Genomic DNA, 18,613 nt, shown 5'->3' on the forward strand with positions numbered 1-18,613 from the left:
TAATGCATAGGATTATTTATGACTGTGATAACACCATGGGGCTTAAAGATAAAGACGTGGATGATGGTTTAACTTTAATGTATCTTATAGGTAATGAAAATGTAGAGCTAATTGGTTTAACATCAACTCATGGTAATGGTACTGTAGAGGAAGTTCATGAAAATAATCTTAGAATTATGAATCTTTTGGACAAAGAATATAAGCCTATTTTTAAAGGTGGAGATTTAAACACAGGAAGAATTAGTGAAGCAGCTAAATTTTTAGCTATAAGTGCTAGCAGATATAAAGGAGAAATAACTATACTTGCTACAGGTTCCATGTCTAACTTATATGGTGCATATTTATATGATGAAAATTTTTATAAAAATGTAAAAAATATTGTACTGATGGGTGGTATAACAAAACCTTTGCTTATTTCAGGGGTAGAGGTTAGGGAATTAAATTTATCCTGTGATTATGAAGCATCCTATAGTGTTTTAACTTCAGGAGCAGATATAACTATATTAGATGGACATGTTACTCTTCAAGCTTTGTTTAGAGAGAAAGAGTTAAATGTACTTAAAAATAGTTCAAATGAAATATTGAGATATGTATATAAAGAAATAGAGCCTTGGTTTAATTCTATGGAAAAAACTTTTAATATAAAAGCCTTTTGCAATTGGGATGCATCGGCAGCTATGTATATAACAAATAAGGAGATTTTCAATGAAAATTTTGTTTATATAAATCCTGATATAGAAGAACTAAAATCTGGAATTATAAGTTTAAGTGAAAAAGATAAAGGATTTAAAGTAAATATGCCAAATAAGATAATAGATTTAGATAAATTTAATAGTATTCTTATTGAAAAGTGGGGAAAACTATAAAAGGAGTAATTCTTAAGTTTACATGTAGTTTATTTATGAGAAGAATCTATATTTATTTAAATTTTGAAGGCCCTTACCTTAAGACATGGCTATGGAATAAAATTATTTTAAGATAGTAGGTGTTTATATGAAAAATATAGTTATTCCAATAGAGGAAAATGAGATATGCGCTCTAGAGGAAGATACTACTAAATTTACGTTCTATACACTAAAAGAAGATAAGTTTATAGAAAAGCATATTATTTTAAAAAAACTTAAAGAAGATATGGTAGAATTTTTAAAAAAGCAGGACGTAAATACTATTATTACATTAGGGATATCTAATAATCTTAATTTAAAATTAAAAGAAAATAATTTTCATGTAGTTGTTTTAAATGATAAAGAAAAATTAAAAGATTTTATTCATAAACTGACATAAAATTATTACTAGTTTTAGATAGACTGCATTTATCATAAGCACCTTTATTCACTAAAAATTTAGAAAAGTTTATATAAATATTATATGTTAAAGATATATTAAAAGTAAAAAGCTATAAATTTGAAAGATTAAATTTCAAATTTATAGCTTTTTAATTATTAATTTATTAAAAAAATATTTATATGCTTTGTATTTTTAGTTTATTGTAATTAAAATTCTATTTAGGGTACTAGTACTCCTTTAATACCATATATAGCCCCTATAAAAGGAAGTTTAAGCTTTTGATAAACTAATATTTCTTCTCCAAGTTTTAGAGATTTATTTATAAATATTTTTATGCCTTCATATTCAAAACTATGAAAAGCATTTTTTACTGGAATTTTCTTTGAAATCTCAACACTGAGATTTTGGATTTGGGATCCGTTAGATCCTCATCCACCACAGGTCGTAGTTATTAAGTTAATTATAAAATTTGAATTTTTTTCTTTTGCTATTTTTAATGCTTTTTCATCTATTTTTATCATAATATATTCACCTCCATACCCATATGGGGTATGCTTATATATTAATATATTCTATAGATAGTGTCAATAGGTATAATTTATATTAATAATAAATTTAAATAATTTAATAATAGATTTAGTTTTTTAAAGTAAAGAAAAATTTCTAATATATATTTTCATAATAGTTTAATAAAGATTTAGTTGTAGAGAAGATAATTATATAACTTTTTATCAATAAGCAATATAAAAGTATATTTACAAAAGGGAAAGTATAGTGTATACTAATGTATATACACTTAACTATACAGGGGGATAAAAAAATGAAAAATGTAAAAAAAATGACCTATGCTGCAGTTTTAACTGCTTTAGCCATAGTAATTCCATTAGCCTTTGGATTTTTAAAAATTCAATTAGGACCTTTTACAGCTACCTTAGCATCACATGTGCCTTTGTTTGTAGCTATGCTTTTAGGACCAGCTTCAGCGGTGATGGTAGGGTTAGGTTCCACTTTGGGATTTTTAGTATCTACCCCTTTAGTGGTCGCAGCTAGAGCGTTTATGCATACTTTTGTTGGGCTTATAGGAGCTATTCTTATAAAAAAAGGTATGCCTTTTAAAAAAGTAATAGCTATAACTGCGCCAATACATGGAGCTTTAGAAGCTATAGCAGTAATTCCTTTTGGATTTACACTATATAAAATATTAGTTGCTGTAGGAATAGGATCTATACTCCATCATTTAGTAGATGGTATAATTGCTTTTGCTTTAGTAAAAGCACTATCTAAAACATTAAACATAAAATTAGTGCCTACAGTTTCATCAAAATAATAAATATATGCTTAAACTATTATTTAAAAATAAATTTTAAAAAATATATAAAAAGGCTATGATTCCTTTATTTAAAACTATTTAGGTTATAATACTATTATGTAGTTTTAAATATAATATGTTTTAGGAATAAAGCCTTTTTTCTTCTAGTAAATTATAATTTCTTTAAGAATTAAATATAAAATACCTTATATAAAACTTCCTAAAGCTACATAGATAACTATTAGTATTTAATATTTTCTTTTAATATGTTAAAATAAATATAAAAGATAAAGTTAGTATATTGTGAAAATATTTCTTAAAATACAGGAGGTTAAAAATATGGCGAGTGTACAATTGAAAAAAAACATACATTGGATTGGAGTTAGAAATCCAGAATTAAGAGTTTTTGATATTATAATGGAAACTAAAAAAGGAACCACATATAATGCATACCTTATAGATGATGAGAAAGTAGCTCTTATAGATTGTGTTAAAGATGGTTATTTTGATGAATACATGGAAAATATAAGAGAAGTAATAGGTGATAAAAAGGTCGATTATATAATTGTTCAACATACAGAATTAGATCATAGTGGATCTTTGAGTAAATTATTGGAGATCTATCCGGAGGCAACAGTTATAGGATCAAGAGCTGCATTAATTTATATTAAAGATATTATAAATAAAGAATTTAAAAATTTACCAGCACCAAAAGAATTAAATTTAGGAAAAACCACATTAAAGTTTATAACTGCACCAAACTTACATTGGCCAGATACTATGTTTACTTATGCTGAAAATGAAAAAGTGTTATTTACCTGTGATTTCCTAGGTTGTCACTACTGCCCAGAAGGTTGTATAACAGATACTTGTTCTGGAGATTATTTAGAAGAGATGAAATATTATTTTGATGTTATTATGGGTCCATTTAAAAAGTTTGTATTAATGGGATTAGACAAAATAAAAGATTTAGATTTTGACATGGTAGCTACAAGCCATGGTCCTGTTCATATAGAAGATATTTCTAAATATATAGATCTTTATAGAAAGTGGGCTACAGAAGATACAAAGGAACAAAATATTCAAGTATTATATATTTCAGCTTATGGAAATACAGAAAAAATGGGAGAATATTTAGTTCAAAAACTTAATGAAAAAGGAATTAAAGCAGAAGGACATGAAATAACTTCTATGCCTATGGAAAAGGTATTAGAATTAATAGAAAATTCTACAGGAATTATTTTAGGTTCTCCAACTATAAACCAGGATGCAGTAAAGCCAGTTTGGGATGTAATGAGTCATATAGGTGTTATAAGTAATAGAGGTAAAGCAGCAGGAGCCTTTGGATCTTATGGTTGGAGTGGAGAAGGCCCTTCTCTTATGACAGATAGATTAAGAGGGTTAAAATTAAAAGTTGTAGAAGAACCTTTTAAATTTAAGTTTGTTCCAAGTAAAGATGACTTTAAAAGAGCAGAGGAATTTATAGAAGAATATATAAAACTTCTTTAAAAATAATATTCTTGCATGGGTTTGTGGATTTATCATAGTATAAAGCAATTTGTTTTTATAAAGAACCATAAGGACATCAGATAGAAAAGTAATAAAACAAATTTTATTTTAAATTTAAAAAGCTATGAATTTGGAAATATAATATTCTAAATTCATAGCTTTTTTATTAGAATTATAATATTTCTATTTTAGATAGTTTTATAAGATTTTAAAATTCTAAAATAAAGAAATTATTTAAAATTAATAAAGATTTTTTAAAATTTAAATCTTTATTAGATTTAAAAATCATATATTGGGTAAAATGATATTTAAAGAAACTTAGTAATTGTTAATTTATTTCTAAAATCAGCACATATTTACAAACAACGCATACATATAAATAGATTAATTAAAGGATTTTTTTAAAATTCGTTGAATTAATAAAAATGATATTTTAATAATTAAATTATAAGTAGGAGGATTAAAATGAACAGAGAAGAAATAATAGATTATTTAAATGACAACGACATATATAATATTGAAGAAATAGAATATAATGAGGATGTTTTTCCAATTAAAATTTATTATGAATTTGATGAGGAAGAGATATTAGCAGCTAAAGCTTATGCAGAGGAAGAAGCTTCTAAGGAAAATATAGAAGATGGAGAAGAAGTGGATGATTTATATAAGCCTTATTTAAATGATATATCAAAAGATAATATAGAGGACATACTTGAAGACTTAAGAGAAGATTTAGATATAGAAGCTCAGTATATATGTTATGATGATACTGTAGATAATGGGGTAAATGAATTTATTGTAGTTTTCTATGAACAAGGTAGAAACATAGATATAGATGAAATAATAGGATTTGTTTATTAAAAATGAAACCACAGATAAATCTGTGGTTATTTTATTAATATAAATTTTTATATTTTTTATTTTCATATTCTACAATAAGCTTGTCCAATTCTTTACTGCATTGTATTACTTCAGAATTAGATAAATCATGCTCATCTATTAAGGTATATAAATATTGTTTAAGATAATAAATTTTTAAATTTAAAGTTTTTAATTGTAAATTATTCACAGCATCAACTCCATTTATTGTGTAAGTTTAATTATAATTAATTACTTCTTTGTTTTATATCCTTATTCTAACAGATTATATCGAAGTTATCATATATTTCGTAAGTCAAGGTTATACATTCTGCAACATAAATAACTATAATTTCTGTTGATAAAATGTGTATTACTATGTTGATAAATTGTGGAAAAATTGTGTAGGAATTGTGGAAAAATATGCTAGTTGTTGGCACCTAAGGGATAGAACTGTGAATAAAAAACTATAAAATAAAAACAAGATGTCGAAAAGTTTTTTTATTTCAACAAAATAATCTATTTTATTTAAGCTACTTGTCATATTTATTAAATATGATATAATAAAAAAGATTAATGGTTACATATATATTAATATGATATGCTAATTGAGAGATTTTAACGAAATAAAAGTAAAAAATATATATAAATTATTATTTGTATACAATAAACCATGATTTGAGGGGGAAAATATATGCTAAATACAGATATTGCTATGGGACTTGCGAGAGTAACAGAAGCAGCAGCGTTAAGTGCATCAAAATTTATGGGTAGAGGAGATAAAAACGCAGCAGATCAAGCAGCAGTGGATGGTATGCACAAAGCTTTTCAAATAATGCCTGTAAGAGGTAAGGTTGTTATAGGAGAAGGAGAATTAGATGAGGCTCCTATGTTATATATAGGTGAAGAAGTTGGAATTGGTGCAGAGGATATGGTAGAAATGGACATAGCTGTAGATCCAGTAGATGGAACTAAACTTATAGCAAAAGGTTTAGAAAATGCTATAGCTGTAGTAGCTATGGGACCTAAAGGAAGTTTATTTCATGCGCCAGATATGTATATGAAGAAAATAGCTGTAGGATCAGGGGCTAAGGGAGCTATAGATATAAATAAATCCCCTAAAGAAAATATATTGAATGTAGCTAGGGCTTTAAATAAAGATGTAACAGAACTTACAGTTATAGTTCAAGAAAGGGATAGACATGATTATATAGTAAAAGATGCAAGAGAAGTAGGGGCTAGAGTTAAGCTTTTTGGAGAAGGAGATGTAGCGGCAGTATTAGCCTGCGGATTTGAAGATACTGGAGTAGATATAATGATGGGAACCGGCGGAGCTCCAGAAGGTGTTATAGCAGCAGCTGCTATAAAATGTATGGGCGGTGAAATGCAAGCGCAACTTTGTCCAACTAGTCAAGAGGAAATAGAAAGATGCAAGACTATGGGAATAAAAGATCATGAAGCTATACTTTATATAGATGATTTAGTAAAAAGTGATGATGTTTATTTTGCAGCTACAGCTATAACAGATTGTGATTTGTTAAAGGGAGTAGTTTACAATAGAAATGAGAAGGCTATTACAAATTCTATAGTTATGAGATCTAAAACTGGTACTATTAGATTTGTTAAAGCTTGCCATAATTTAGCCAAAAGTGCTATAGTAGTTGAATAATTTAAAAATTAAATTAGTTCTTTAATAATTCTTTATATATAAAAAAAGTATGTATTAAGATTTAGCTCTTTAATACATACTTTTTTGATTTATAGTAGTGTATAAAATTTCTTATTTATAGATTACTATACAATATTTTAAATTTAATCAACTAATACTTCAATATAGTTCTATTTTAAAATGTGATATTTAATAATTTAATTAATATATTCAAATTATTTTTCTATTTGTAAATTCTTATCCGCTGACCACATATAGAAGGACCCATCATAGTTTTTAACGTTATTATATCCGCACATTTTTAATACTAAAGCTAAGTGGGCAGATCTTATACCAGCAGTACAGTAAGTAAGTATTTCATCATCTTTTTTAATACCAGCTTCTGTTAACAGGTCTTCTATCTCTTTTTGGCTTTTTAAACTTTGATCCTCATTGAATGCTTTATTAAAAGTAAATAGTTTAGCTCCAGGTAGGTGTCCACCTCTAGCCTCACCATATTTTGTTGCACCCTTATATTCCACTTCTTCTCTAGCATCTAATATTTTTATTTTGTCTAAGTTTTCTTTAACCCACTTTGTATCTGCATACATAGATTTGTCCATATTCTCTACTATAAAATCACTTTTTTTAGGAGTAACATCATCTTTTGATATTTCTAAGTTTTTGTTTTTCCAATAGTCAAATCCACCATTTAACATTTTGGAATTTTCTATGCCTAGCATTCTAAGCATCCAAATTATTCTCCCATCTTCTCCCCAACCACTTTTATTTTCTGCATAAGCAACGATGGTTTTGTTTTTATCTATACCTAAGGAAGACAATTTTTTAGAAAGTTCTTTTTCTGGTAAAAGCATTCCCCAATCTTTTTCACCGGGTTTTCCTTCCTGGTTAGTAAAATATGGCCACTGAACATTTATAGCTCCAGGTATATGACCTTTTTTATAGTCTTTGTCAGGGCGAGCATCTATTATTATTACATTATCTTTATTTAAATTTTTAGATAGCCAGTCAGAATCTACTATGTAACTACTGTCTTTATAGGATTTTTTTTGTGTTGTTTCTTGCTTTTTATCCTTTGTTTCTTCTTTATTAGAAGATGAGTTAGAACAACCAGTAAAAAGTGTAATTCCTAAAACAAAACAAAGAACAATAGAGGAAAAACTTCTAAAGAAATTTTTTTCCATTTTCATATATTATTTCACTCCTTTTTTAATAGATGTTATAATTAGTATATCATTTAATTTTATACATATAAAAGTCAATAAAAAATACAAATAGGTGGACTATAACCTATAATTTTTTTTTATATAACAACAAATAAGTATTTCAAAAAATTATAATTAGATTAATACATGAGATAAGGGTTGATGAGATTATATGGTTTCTATAATAGTTCCAGTTTTAAATGAAGAAAAAACTATAGAAAATTTATTGATAAATTTAAAAAGATTAAAGGGTGAAAAAGAAATTTTAATTATAGATGGAGGAAGCAAAGATTCTACTATAGATATAGCCTCTCAATATGGTAAAGTTATAAAAAGTAAAAAGGGTAGATCTAATCAAATGAATTGTGGAGCTAAAGAAGCTAATGGAAGTATTCTTTGGTTTGTACATTCAGATTCTACAGTTCATTATGAAAGCACAGTGGCTATAGAAAAAGCTATAAAAGATGGATATATAGGAGGTGGATTTCCTATATATTTTTATGATTTAAATAGTTTATTTATGAAATATATATCTAAAACTTCAAATATAAGAGCGAATAAATTTAATATATATTATGGAGATCAAGGAATATTTGTTAAAAAAGATATATTTTTAAATATGGGAGGATATCCAGCATTGGATATAATGGAGGATTTAGAATTTTCTTTTAGATTAAGAAGATTAGGCAAACTTAAGCTTTTACCTTATTATATTGGTACCTCTGCAAGAAGGTTTAAAAAGGGAGGCCAATTTAAAACACATATTCTAATGCATAAATTAAGAATTCTATATTTTATGGGAGTACCTACAGAAAAATTAAATAAAATATATCGGGAGGAAAGGTAATGAATGCACTTATAATAATGACTAGGATACCTGTACCGTGTAAGACTAAAACTAGGCTTATGAAAATATTAACAGGGCAGCAGTGTTCAGAGATACATAAATGCTTTTTAAAGGATGTATTTAATATGTGTAAATACTTAAAAGAGAGTATGGATATATATGTAACTTACAGTGATGAAGGGGATTTTAGTATAATAGAGCCTTTGGTACCAAGTTTTGCCAGATATTTTTCACAAGAAGGTAAAGATATAGGACAAAGAATGGGAAATGCTGTAGATGAGGTTTTAAAAAAAGGTTATGAAAAAGTTGTTTTAATAGGTTCTGATATACCAGAGATTCAGATCAAGGATATATTAAGGGCTTTTGATATTTTAGAATATAAAGATTTATGTTTTGGACCTACATTTGATGGAGGCTATTATCTTGTAGGTATGAAAAAATTAAATAAAATAGTTTTTAAAGAGGATATAAAATGGGGAGATAAATCTGTATTTTATAGTACTATGGATTTATTAAATAAAGAAAATTTAACAGTAGATTTTACAGGGAAATATGAAGATATAGACACAAAAGAGGACCTTAAAAACTTGATTTATAGATTAAATTACAAATTATATAAGTATGATATTATACCTAAAAATACTAAGAAGTATTTAGAAAATTGGTGGAGAGATGAAGATGCTGAAAGATATGTTGATTAAAGAAATAAGAGAATATGTTTATCATAAGAATTTGTTTGAAATAATAAATTTAAGTAGAAATTTTAATGTTAGATTTTTGGCCCAGGGTGAATATAATATAAATTTTATATTAGAGGATAAAATAAATAAGTATGTTTTTAGGGTAAATACGGGAAGCCAATTGTCATTAGAAAATCAAATACAATATGAATATGGAGCATTAAAAAGGTTAGGAAAGAGTAAAGTTACTCCAAAGGTTTATTATGTAGATGGTAGTAAAGAGTACATAAGGTATGGTGTGTTAATAATGGAATTTTTGGAAGGCATACCATTAAATTATGAAAAAGACCTAAATAAAGCTGCTGAAATATTTGGCAAAATACATTCTATAGAACTTAATAAAGAGGATTTTTCTTCTTTTATAGTAGAAAATAATATATTTTCTGACAGAATAAAAGAAGCTAATAATCTTTTAAAGGATTTTTGGAATAGTTCATTAATAAGAGAAGATATAAAAAAATTCTTTTATAAATTTATAAATTGGGCTACAGAAAATTCTTATAAAGAAAAATATTTTACAGATAATCCTATGCAGGTAATAAATAACACAGAGGTTAATTCGCATAATTTCATAATAGGATTTAAGAATTTTTATTTAATAGATTGGGAGAAACCAGTTATAAGCGACCCCTGTCAGGATTTAACACAGTTTTTAGCACCAACCACTACTCTTTGGAAGGGGAATTATATATTAAAGAACTATGAGATAAATGAGTTTTTTTGTAATTATGAGAAATTTTTTAAAGGGAAAAATATAAGAGAAAGAGTAGATATGTATACACCCTATCTTTATTTGAGAGCTTTAAGCTGGTGTGCTTATGCTTATTTAGAATATCAAAATCCAGATAGAGATATAAAAAATATGGATACTTATGAAAAGATAAAAGAGTATTTAGAATTAGATTTTATGAGTAATCTATTGAATAGGTGGTTTTAATGGATAAGAAATGTTTTTATATAAAAGATACAAAAAGAAAAAAACGTATAGAAAACATAAAAGAAAATTGTATAGAGTGTAATATATGTGTTAAAAATTGTTCTATGTTAAAAGAATTTGGAGGTAATCCTAAGAAAATATTTGGTAGGATACTTGAGGAGGGGCAGTTTGAAGCTATACTTCCTTATTCTTGTGCTATCTGTGGGAAATGCAAAGAAGTTTGTCCTAAAGATTTAAATATGACAAAAGTTTTTATGGATCTTAGAGTAGAAACTGTAGAGCAAAATAATGGCAAAACCCCTTTAAAAGAGCATAACTCTGTGCACATGCATCAAAAATTAGGATTCTCAAAATTATTTACAAAGTATGTAGAAGACAAAAATAGGGAAACTAATAAGGTAGAGAGAATATTTTTCCCCGGTTGTACACTTCCTGCTTATAGTCCAGAATTGGTTTTAAAAATATATGAATATTTAAAAGAAGAACTACCAGGTACCTCTATGCTCTTAGAATGTTGTGGAAAACCCACAGAAGCCTTAGGGGAAGAGGGGAAATTTAATAAATTATTTAGTAATGTAGAAAAACATATAAGGGATACTGGAGCGATAGAAGTAATAACTGCCTGTCAAAACTGCTATATGATAATGAAAAACTATAGTAAAGATATAAAGGTTAAATCCCTTTGGACAACTTTAGAGGAGATAGGTTTGCCAGACAATGCTGTAAATAAGGGAGATAATAGTAAAGTTAAATTTTCTATTCACGATTCTTGTGTTACAAGACATGAAAAAGAAATACAAAGCAGTATAAGATGGATTATGAAAGAATTAGGATATGAAATTTTAGAAGGAGATAATATAAAAAATAGGACTAATTGTTGTGGTACAGGAGGAATGATTCATGCAGTAAACTCTAAGGTATCTAATGCTATGATGAGGGAAGCTGGAAAAAAAACTGGACAAGATTATATAATTACTTATTGTGCAGGTTGTAGAGAATCCATTATTAAGGGGGGAGCAAAATCACTGCATATATTAGACTTGATTTTTGGAGAGAAAATAGTTAACGAGTATAAGGATATAAAAATAAATTCTCCTTTAAAATCCTGGAGTAATAGGCTAAAAATAAAGAGAATGATAAAGTAAAATTTAATAATTTCTATTGAGTTTTGATTATATTTCAGATTCTCCTTTAAATAAAGGTTACAATTGAGAAATGCAGGATAAAATAAAAATTTTAATGGGGGCGTTTGTGTGGAAAAATCTAAAAAAAATATTATAGTTTCCATAATATTTGTTGTTTTATTAGCTTTTTTAGTATATTTTTTAAGAAATACTATATTGGCTAAAGATGTAAGTGCAGTTTCTATAAAGGAGTATGTAAATAGTTATGGTGCCATAGCTCCTATAATTTATATAATATTATTTACTTTAGTACCCCTTACATTGTTCCCAGATTCCATATTAGCTATAGCTGGAGGTATGGCCTTTGGAATGGTGGAAGGCAGCATATATACTATAATAGGTGCTGTTTGTGGAGCATCGCTATCTTTTTATATAGCTAGAGTTTTAGGAAGAAATGTAGTGGAAAAACTGGTTAAAGGAAAAGGAAAATGGTTTGAGGATGGGGTAGAGAAAAATGGATTTTTAGTTGTATTTATATTAAGATTAATACCTTTAGTTCCTTTTGACATTATAAGTTATGGAGCAGGACTTTCAAAAATAAAATTTAAAGATTTTATTTTGGCTACTACAGTAGGAATAATTCCTGGTATATTAGTTTTTATAAATCTTGGGGATAAAGCTTTAAATATTAAATCTAAACAATTTGTAATATCTATAGTATTATTGGTTTTGCTATGTTTAGTTTCTTTTATTATGAAAAAGAAACTATCCTTTAATAAATTACAGAAAGATATAATTAAGAAAGGGGATAGTTATGAATCAAAAGAAAAAGAAGAGTTTAATAATTAAATTAGGTTTTCTTTTAGGCATAATACTTTTGTATTTTTTAATTCCTGGTTTTAAAAATGGAGTAAATAAAATAGCTTCAATGCTTGCTAGACTAAATATAGAAGAGGTAAAAGATTATATAAAATCCTTTGGTATTTGGGCTCCACTTATATCTATGGCTCTTATGATGTTTCAATCTATTGCAGCTCCACTTCCAGCCTTTATAATAACCTTTGCTAATGCTTGGGTATTTGGATGGGCCTTTGGAGCTCTAATATCTTGGACAGGGGCTATGATGGGAGCGGTTTTATGTTTTTATATAAGTAAATTCTATGGAAGACCTGTAGCGGAAAAGATAATTGGTAAAAAAGCATTAGATATGACAGATAAGTTTTTTGACAAGTATGGTAAATATGCTATATTAATAGCTAGACTTTTGCCCTTTGTATCTTTTGATGCTATAAGTTATGCAGCTGGGCTTACAGAAATGTCGTTCTGGGCTTTCTTTTGGGCCACAGGAGTTGGACAACTTCCAGCTACTATAGTCTATTCTATATTAGGACAAAACATAGGTAACATGGCAAAAATGGGATTATGGATATTTTCAGGGGTAATAGCTTTAATAGTATTTGCCGTAGCTGTGAAAAAATATTTAATGGATAAAAAAAAGAAAGAAGATAAAGCTAAAGTTGATGATGAAAGTTTAGAAAGTTAAAAGAATATAAAAACATTAAAGAGGGTGTTAAATAGTAAATTTATTTTGGTATGAACCCCGTTAAGTAGATTTCACACAGTATTTTTATCTGTGGCTACCTACGGGGTACATATCAGTTTAGTTTACATTTTGATACATCCTCTTATTTTATGCTATTTTTAGTCTTTATGGTGCTATTTAACCTTAATTTAATAAATAATAGATTTAGATGTATTTTATTTTTACAAAATATGATGTAAAATAAAATGTAAATTAATATTAAGGAGTTGTAAAATATGGATATGAAAAAACTTATAGAAAGAATTAATTTTTTATATAAAAAAAGTAAAGAAGAAGGACTTACAGAAGAAGAAAAAATAGAACAACAAAAATTAAGAAGAGAATATATAAATATAATAAAAGGAAATGTGAAGGTTCAATTAGAAGGGGTAGAAAAGATACCAACTCCTAATAGAAAAAACTAATAAGTCTTTATTCAAAGGAGGTGTAAACCATTTGGTTAGGGTAAAGAATTTAATAAAGGATATGGAATTAGAGGTATTAGTAGAGGGATTAGAGAATAATATTATAGATGTTAGTGATATTAATAGACCAGGTCTTCAATTTTCAGGTTTTTATAATTATTTTGCTAATGAAAGAGTCCAGGTAGTTGGAAAAACAGAATGGAGTTTTTTAGATGTAATGAAAAAGGAACTTAGGATTAAAAGATTAAATAAATTTTTTGAATTTAAAACCCCATGTATTATAATAACAAGAAATCTAGTGGCTCATGATGAATTTATAAATAGTGCTAAAGAAAAAGGACAGTGGGTTTTAAGAACTGGTGAAATATCTACTAGATTTGTAAGTTCCTTAATGTCTTATTTAGATGAGAAATTAGCTCCGGAGACTAGAATGCATGGCGTTCTTTTAGATGTATATGGGATTGGTATACTTATCACAGGAGAAAGTGGCATAGGAAAAACGGAAACAGCTTTAGAACTCATAAAAAGAGGGCATAGATTAGTAGCAGATGATGCAGTGGATATTAAAGAGATAAATGGGATATTAAAAGGTACATCTCCATCTATTACTTCAGGCATGATGGAAGTTAGAGGAATGGGAATAATAGATGTAGCAGCTCTTTATGGATTAAGTTCTATATTAAATGAGAAAAAAATTGATTTAATGATTAATTTGGAGCAATGGAAAGCGGAAAAAACTTATGATAGATTAGGTGTGGATAAAGAATATATAGATATATTGAATACACCAGTTAGAAAGCTTACTGTACCTATAAGACCAGGGAGAAATTTAGCTGTTATAATAGAGGCGGCAGCAGCGAATTATAGATATAATTTAGTTACAAAAAATTGTCCAGCAGATATAATAAATGAAAGAATTAGTAAGGAGGCTGTTGGTTTAAGAGAAGATGAATAATAAAGCTATTTTAAGAGAAAAAATTATAAATGTAAGAAAATCTTTAACTTTAGAAGAAAAAATAGAAAGAGACACAATAATAAAAGATAAGTTCCAGAAAAATTCTTCATATAAAGATTCAAATTTCATATTTATATATGCAAGTTTAAGGGATGAAGTTAATACCCATGATATTATAAAAGAAGGTCTAAAACATGGGAAAAGAGTATGTGTGCCTAAGGTTATATCTATAAAGGAAGGCATGGTAGCTATAGAAATAAAGGATTTTTCAGAACTTATAGAATGTGGACATTATAAAATATTAGAGCCTAAAAATTTTCAAAACATAGTAGATCCAAAAGAAATAGATTTAGCTATTTTGCCAGGTTTGGCCTTTGATATTAAAGGGGGAAGACTGGGGTATGGTGGAGGTTTTTATGACAGGTTTATTCCTAAACTAAAAAGAGAAGTCCCCAAAATAGCTTTAGCTTATGATTTTCAAATATTAAAAGAGGTTCCAAAGGATGTACATGATATATTAGTAGATGAAATTATAATAGATTTTTAATATTTAGAAAAGAAGTGTTTTTTAGTAGTATATATAAATTAAGTTTAAAATAAATGTATTTTTATAATAAAGCTAACTATAATTTTTTCATATAATATAAAAAATTTAGTTAGTTTTTTAATATTTTATGTTTAAATATAAAAATAATATTTGATTATTAAGAAATAAAAAGTTTATATAAGAATAATAAACACATTAAGTCCAAACAATAGTCATATAAAAAATAGTATTTAGGTGATTTTATATGATAATTTTTGATTTGTTAAATAATTTTGAGGAAATTAAAGGGGATTTTAAGGTTGGAAAAAGTTATTATTGGATAGTAGTTCATTCACAGGATTTGAATGTGTTAAAGGATAAACTAAATTTAAAGGAAGAAAATATAAAAGAATGTGAGAATTATACTCAAGGAGCTCAAATAAATTTTTATAAAGATTATATATTTATTATTTTGAATTTGCTCCAATACGATAAAGCTGTGGAAACAAATGAAATTAATATATTTTTGAGTAAAGACTATATAATAACAGTTTATAAAGAAAAATTAAACTTAATAGAAGAAATACTAGATGATATTAAGGAATGCAAAAATTGTTTTCTGATTAAAGAAAATCCTAAACCCTTTATTTTATTATATTATATTATAGATAGAATAATAATTAAAAACTATGAAGTCATAGCTACTTTAGAAACCAAAGCAGACAAGATAGAAATAGATATATTAGAGGAACCAAGACATGAACATATAGATGAAATAATATATTTAAGAAGACAGGTTTATAGAATTAGAAAATATATAACCCCCTTAAGGTATATAGGGGATAGTCTTATAAGTAATGACAATGGTATGATAGAAAAAGAATGTGTTAAATATTGTATAACTTTAAATAATAAAATAGAAAAATTAATGGTAGCATTAGAAACTTTGGTACAGGATCTTTCTTTAGTTAGAGAAGCTTTTGAGTCAGAAATATCAAATAAAACTAATGAACTAATGAAAGTTTTTACTTTAATTGCTACTATTTTTTTACCAGCCAGTTTAATTACTAGTATTTACGGAATGAATTTTGACAATCTCCCTCCTATGCAAAATCCCTATGGATGCTTATATGTTTTAGGATTTACCCTTATTATATCTTTGTTTTTAGTTTATTTATTTAAAAGAAAAAAATGGCTATAAAACAAATAAATGTATTTATAAGAAAAATAAACTATTATCTATTGATTTATGTTAAAATATATATAGAATATTATGGAAGAGGGGTGAAAGACTTAGGTGATATTTTTCACTTAAGCAATAGTATGGAAAAAGATTTAACTAAAAAGTATGAATTAGCCTGGGATAAGTACTCTAAAGAAGATTTAACAAATGTTTTTGATTTATCTGAAAAATACAAAGATTTTATGTCAAAGTGCAAAACAGAAAGAGAATGTGTAAAAGAATTCATAGTTTTAGCAGAAAAAAGTGGATACAAAAATTTAGAAGAAATCATAAAGAATAATGAAAAATTAGAGCCAGGTGATAAGGTATATGCAAATAATATGGATAAAACTTTAGCTTTATTTGTTGTAGGTAAAGAGCCTATGGAGAAAGGACTTAAAATATTAGGAGCTCATGTGGATTCACCAAGATTAGATTTAAAACAAAATCCTTTATATGAAGATACAGATTTAGCTTTATTTGAAACTCATTATTATGGTGGAATAAAAAAATATCAGTGGGTTACTCTACCATTAGCTATACATGGTGTAATAGTAAAAAAAGATGGAACTAAGATTAATGTGGAAGTAGGAGAAGAAGAATCAGATCCTGTATTTGGTGTATCTGATCTATTAATTCATTTATCAGGAGAGCAAATGGAGAAAAAGGCTTCTAAAGTGGTAGAAGGGGAGAATTTAAATGTACTAATAGGAAGTATGCCCATAGAAGATAAAGAAGCTAAAGATAGAGTAAGAAGAAATATATTAAAATTGTTAAATGAAAAATATGAAATAGAAGAAGAAGATTTTGTCTCAGCAGAATTAGAGGTAGTTCCAGCTGGAAAAGCAAGAGATTATGGTTTTGATAGAAGCATGGTAATGGCTTATGGCCAAGATGATAGAATTTGTTCTTATACTTCTTTCGAAGCTATGATGAAAATGGACAAAGTAGATAAAACTTGTGTTACATTACTTGTAGATAAAGAAGAAATAGGTAGCGTAGGGGCAACTGGTATGCAATCTAAGTTTTTTGAAAATACAGTAGCGGAAGTAATAAATTTAACATCAGATAATTATAGTGATCTAAAATTAAGAAGATGCCTTACAAATTCAAAGATGTTATCTTCTGATGTATCTGCAGCTTTTGATCCTAATTATCCATCTGTTATGGAAAAGAAAAATTCAGCTTATTTTGGAAAAGGTATAGTATTTAATAAATATACTGGATCTAGAGGAAAAGGTGGATCAAATGATGCAAATCCAGAATATATAGCTGAGATAAGGGCTATGATGGAAAAGCATAATGTATCATGGCAAACAGCAGAATTGGGAAAAGTAGATCAAGGTGGTGGAGGTACTATAGCTTACATACTAGCTCAATACGCTATGGAAGTTATAGATTGTGGAGTTGCTCTTCATAATATGCATGCGCCTTGGGAAATAGCTAGTAAAGCAGATATTTATGAAGCTATGAGAGGATACCACGCTTTCTTATTAGAAGCATAAAATAAGGAAAGTGCTTAGCACTTTCCTTATATTGAGTCTATAGATTTTAGGAGCTTTTCTATATTACCTTGATCTAAGGTAGTTGCTCCTATTCTATCTGGATGGCTTCCATCGGTTTTGGTTAATCCATGAAAATCCGAACCACCAGTTATAATTTTGTTATATTTTTTAGCCAGATTTTCAAATCTTAAGGTATCTTCTGGCTTATTCATATAATATATGGCTTCTACTCCTTTGAAATCCAATTTAAATAAGTCTTCTACATTAGTTTTTTTTATTAATACAGGATGAGCTAAAACTGATATGGCACCAGATTCTTTTAATAGAGATATACCTTCCTCAGTAGAAATAGTTTTATTAGGTACATAAGCCTTACATCCTTCTCCGATGAAGTTTGAAAATATATAGTCCCAGCTATAATCATATCCCGCTTCTACAATTGCTTTTGCAATATGTGGTCTTGAAATAACTCCTTTTGTAGATTCCATTATTTCATTAAAACTTATTATTATATTAAAATACTTTTTTAGTTTATCTACTATTTCATTGGCTCTTTTTTTTCTATATTCTTTTTTGTGTTTTTGAAAATTTTGTATTAAGTTATTTTTATAATTATTTCCTTTAAAATATCCTAAAACGTGAATACTGCAGTTATTATATGTAGTGGATAATTCTATACCAGGAATAACCTTTATGTTTAATTTTTTTCCATAAAATAATGCTTCCTCTATTCCACCTGTAGTATCATGATCTGTTATGGATATTATATCTAGTCCTTCCTCTTTAGCTAGATAAACTAATTCCTTTGATGAATACTTACCATCAGAAGCATTAGTATGAGTATGAAAATCACCTTTTATATAAATAAGAATTACCTCCTTTAAAAATTAATGAGTTTACTATATATTTTATA

Annotated in this window: 20 protein-coding genes; 17 read left to right on the forward strand and 3 right to left on the reverse strand. The window is 27.1% G+C overall.

Features of this window, described 5'->3' with window-relative positions:
• Positions 1 to 2: 2 nt before the first annotated feature.
• The 5 genes from ACYUEW_RS00675 (at position 3) to ACYUEW_RS00695 (ending at position 4,966) form a co-directional block, all read left to right on the forward strand.
• Entirely contained in the window at positions 3 to 866 is an 864-nt protein-coding gene (locus ACYUEW_RS00675; protein ID WP_043032137.1) for a nucleoside hydrolase, read from the forward strand.
• Between the two features lie 127 nt (positions 867 to 993).
• On the forward strand, positions 994 to 1,284 hold the full coding sequence (locus tag ACYUEW_RS00680; protein ID WP_003484536.1) for a NifB/NifX family molybdenum-iron cluster-binding protein: 291 nt from the start codon (positions 994 to 996) through the stop codon (positions 1,282 to 1,284).
• Between the two features lie 823 nt (positions 1,285 to 2,107).
• Complete coding sequence (locus ACYUEW_RS00685) at positions 2,108 to 2,614, forward strand: membrane protein (protein WP_030035876.1); 507 nt, start codon at positions 2,108 to 2,110, stop codon at positions 2,612 to 2,614.
• 321 nt (positions 2,615 to 2,935) lie between these two features.
• The gene (locus tag ACYUEW_RS00690) at positions 2,936 to 4,105 is read left to right on the forward strand and encodes an FprA family A-type flavoprotein (protein ID WP_043032136.1); all 1,170 of its coding nucleotides are present in this window, start codon (positions 2,936 to 2,938) and stop codon (positions 4,103 to 4,105) included.
• Positions 4,106 to 4,570: 465 nt separating this feature from the next.
• Entirely contained in the window at positions 4,571 to 4,966 is a 396-nt protein-coding gene (locus ACYUEW_RS00695; RefSeq protein ID WP_003484539.1) for a hypothetical protein, read from the forward strand.
• Between the two features lie 34 nt (positions 4,967 to 5,000).
• Here the strand turns inward: ACYUEW_RS00695 and ACYUEW_RS00700 are convergent, their stop codons facing one another.
• Entirely contained in the window at positions 5,001 to 5,174 is a 174-nt protein-coding gene (locus ACYUEW_RS00700; protein WP_043013515.1) for an aspartyl-phosphate phosphatase Spo0E family protein, read from the reverse strand.
• 483 nt (positions 5,175 to 5,657) lie between these two features.
• On the opposite strand from ACYUEW_RS00700, the gene glpX reads away from it, so the two are divergent.
• Positions 5,658 to 6,632: a class II fructose-bisphosphatase gene (gene glpX, locus ACYUEW_RS00705; RefSeq protein WP_003484554.1), complete on the forward strand. Its 975-nt coding sequence runs from the start codon at positions 5,658 to 5,660 to the stop codon at positions 6,630 to 6,632.
• A 215-nt stretch (positions 6,633 to 6,847) separates the two neighbouring features.
• Here glpX and ACYUEW_RS00710 read toward each other — a convergent pair whose 3' ends face one another.
• Positions 6,848 to 7,822 (reverse strand): sulfurtransferase, encoded by a 975-nt coding sequence (locus ACYUEW_RS00710; RefSeq protein ID WP_460276009.1) that lies wholly within the window; start codon positions 7,820 to 7,822, stop codon positions 6,848 to 6,850.
• A gap of 187 nt (positions 7,823 to 8,009) precedes the next feature.
• On the opposite strand from ACYUEW_RS00710, the gene ACYUEW_RS00715 reads away from it, so the two are divergent.
• The 11 genes from ACYUEW_RS00715 to ACYUEW_RS00765 all read left to right on the forward strand — a co-directional run bounded on the left by ACYUEW_RS00715 (position 8,010) and on the right by ACYUEW_RS00765 (position 17,700).
• Positions 8,010 to 8,684: a TIGR04283 family arsenosugar biosynthesis glycosyltransferase gene (locus ACYUEW_RS00715; protein WP_460276010.1), complete on the forward strand. Its 675-nt coding sequence runs from the start codon at positions 8,010 to 8,012 to the stop codon at positions 8,682 to 8,684.
• Entirely contained in the window at positions 8,684 to 9,385 is a 702-nt protein-coding gene (locus ACYUEW_RS00720; RefSeq protein WP_460276011.1) for a TIGR04282 family arsenosugar biosynthesis glycosyltransferase, read from the forward strand. Before ACYUEW_RS00715 ends, ACYUEW_RS00720 begins: the two co-directional genes overlap by 1 nt.
• Positions 9,363 to 10,361, forward strand: a complete 999-nt coding sequence (locus tag ACYUEW_RS00725) for a phosphotransferase (RefSeq protein ID WP_460276012.1) — start codon at positions 9,363 to 9,365, stop codon at positions 10,359 to 10,361. The genes ACYUEW_RS00720 and ACYUEW_RS00725 overlap by 23 nt, the downstream gene beginning before the upstream one ends.
• Entirely contained in the window at positions 10,361 to 11,506 is a 1,146-nt protein-coding gene (locus ACYUEW_RS00730) for a (Fe-S)-binding protein (RefSeq protein ID WP_460276013.1), read from the forward strand. Before ACYUEW_RS00725 ends, ACYUEW_RS00730 begins: the two co-directional genes overlap by 1 nt.
• Positions 11,507 to 11,614: 108 nt before the next feature.
• Complete coding sequence (locus ACYUEW_RS00735) at positions 11,615 to 12,334, forward strand: TVP38/TMEM64 family protein (RefSeq protein ID WP_257412271.1); 720 nt, start codon at positions 11,615 to 11,617, stop codon at positions 12,332 to 12,334.
• Positions 12,300 to 13,028: a TVP38/TMEM64 family protein gene (locus ACYUEW_RS00740; protein ID WP_257412270.1), complete on the forward strand. Its 729-nt coding sequence runs from the start codon at positions 12,300 to 12,302 to the stop codon at positions 13,026 to 13,028. The genes ACYUEW_RS00735 and ACYUEW_RS00740 overlap by 35 nt, the downstream gene beginning before the upstream one ends.
• 275 nt (positions 13,029 to 13,303) lie before the next feature.
• Positions 13,304 to 13,492: a DUF896 domain-containing protein gene (locus ACYUEW_RS00745; RefSeq protein ID WP_003484568.1), complete on the forward strand. Its 189-nt coding sequence runs from the start codon at positions 13,304 to 13,306 to the stop codon at positions 13,490 to 13,492.
• Between the two features lie 31 nt (positions 13,493 to 13,523).
• Positions 13,524 to 14,447: an HPr(Ser) kinase/phosphatase gene (hprK, locus tag ACYUEW_RS00750; RefSeq protein ID WP_080333551.1), complete on the forward strand. Its 924-nt coding sequence runs from the start codon at positions 13,524 to 13,526 to the stop codon at positions 14,445 to 14,447.
• Entirely contained in the window at positions 14,440 to 14,994 is a 555-nt protein-coding gene (locus ACYUEW_RS00755; RefSeq protein WP_460276014.1) for a 5-formyltetrahydrofolate cyclo-ligase, read from the forward strand. Before hprK ends, ACYUEW_RS00755 begins: the two co-directional genes overlap by 8 nt.
• A gap of 244 nt (positions 14,995 to 15,238) precedes the next feature.
• Positions 15,239 to 16,174 carry a magnesium transporter CorA family protein gene (locus tag ACYUEW_RS00760; RefSeq protein ID WP_003484572.1) on the forward strand — a complete coding sequence of 312 codons (936 nt, stop codon included), beginning with the start codon at positions 15,239 to 15,241 and terminating at the stop codon, positions 16,172 to 16,174.
• Complete coding sequence (locus tag ACYUEW_RS00765) at positions 16,165 to 17,700, forward strand: aminopeptidase (protein WP_003484574.1); 1,536 nt, start codon at positions 16,165 to 16,167, stop codon at positions 17,698 to 17,700. Before ACYUEW_RS00760 ends, ACYUEW_RS00765 begins: the two co-directional genes overlap by 10 nt.
• A gap of 26 nt (positions 17,701 to 17,726) precedes the next feature.
• Here ACYUEW_RS00765 and ACYUEW_RS00770 read toward each other — a convergent pair whose 3' ends face one another.
• Entirely contained in the window at positions 17,727 to 18,566 is an 840-nt protein-coding gene (locus ACYUEW_RS00770) for a PHP domain-containing protein (RefSeq protein ID WP_085333643.1), read from the reverse strand.
• Between the last annotated feature and the right edge of the window lie 47 nt (positions 18,567 to 18,613).

Source organism: Clostridium sp. CTA-1 (assembly GCF_054768215.1).

Excerpts from the sequence above, each read along its gene's own strand:
- ACYUEW_RS00675 (WP_043032137.1), top strand. The coding sequence starts at position 3 with ATGCATAGGATTATTTATGACTGTGATAACACCATGGGGCTTAAAGAT.
- ACYUEW_RS00680 (WP_003484536.1), top strand. The coding sequence starts at position 994 with ATGAAAAATATAGTTATTCCAATAGAGGAAAATGAGATATGCGCTCTA.
- ACYUEW_RS00685 (WP_030035876.1), top strand. The coding sequence starts at position 2,108 with ATGAAAAATGTAAAAAAAATGACCTATGCTGCAGTTTTAACTGCTTTA.
- ACYUEW_RS00690 (WP_043032136.1), top strand. The coding sequence starts at position 2,936 with ATGGCGAGTGTACAATTGAAAAAAAACATACATTGGATTGGAGTTAGA.
- ACYUEW_RS00695 (WP_003484539.1), top strand. The coding sequence starts at position 4,571 with ATGAACAGAGAAGAAATAATAGATTATTTAAATGACAACGACATATAT.
- glpX (WP_003484554.1), top strand. The coding sequence starts at position 5,658 with ATGCTAAATACAGATATTGCTATGGGACTTGCGAGAGTAACAGAAGCA.
- ACYUEW_RS00710 (WP_460276009.1), bottom strand. The coding sequence starts at position 7,822 with ATGAAAATGGAAAAAAATTTCTTTAGAAGTTTTTCCTCTATTGTTCTT.
- ACYUEW_RS00715 (WP_460276010.1), top strand. The coding sequence starts at position 8,010 with ATGGTTTCTATAATAGTTCCAGTTTTAAATGAAGAAAAAACTATAGAA.
- ACYUEW_RS00720 (WP_460276011.1), top strand. The coding sequence starts at position 8,684 with ATGAATGCACTTATAATAATGACTAGGATACCTGTACCGTGTAAGACT.
- ACYUEW_RS00725 (WP_460276012.1), top strand. The coding sequence starts at position 9,363 with ATGCTGAAAGATATGTTGATTAAAGAAATAAGAGAATATGTTTATCAT.
- ACYUEW_RS00730 (WP_460276013.1), top strand. The coding sequence starts at position 10,361 with ATGGATAAGAAATGTTTTTATATAAAAGATACAAAAAGAAAAAAACGT.
- ACYUEW_RS00740 (WP_257412270.1), top strand. The coding sequence starts at position 12,300 with ATGAATCAAAAGAAAAAGAAGAGTTTAATAATTAAATTAGGTTTTCTT.
- ACYUEW_RS00745 (WP_003484568.1), top strand. The coding sequence starts at position 13,304 with ATGGATATGAAAAAACTTATAGAAAGAATTAATTTTTTATATAAAAAA.
- ACYUEW_RS00755 (WP_460276014.1), top strand. The coding sequence starts at position 14,440 with ATGAATAATAAAGCTATTTTAAGAGAAAAAATTATAAATGTAAGAAAA.
- ACYUEW_RS00760 (WP_003484572.1), top strand. The coding sequence starts at position 15,239 with ATGATAATTTTTGATTTGTTAAATAATTTTGAGGAAATTAAAGGGGAT.
- ACYUEW_RS00765 (WP_003484574.1), top strand. The coding sequence starts at position 16,165 with ATGGCTATAAAACAAATAAATGTATTTATAAGAAAAATAAACTATTAT.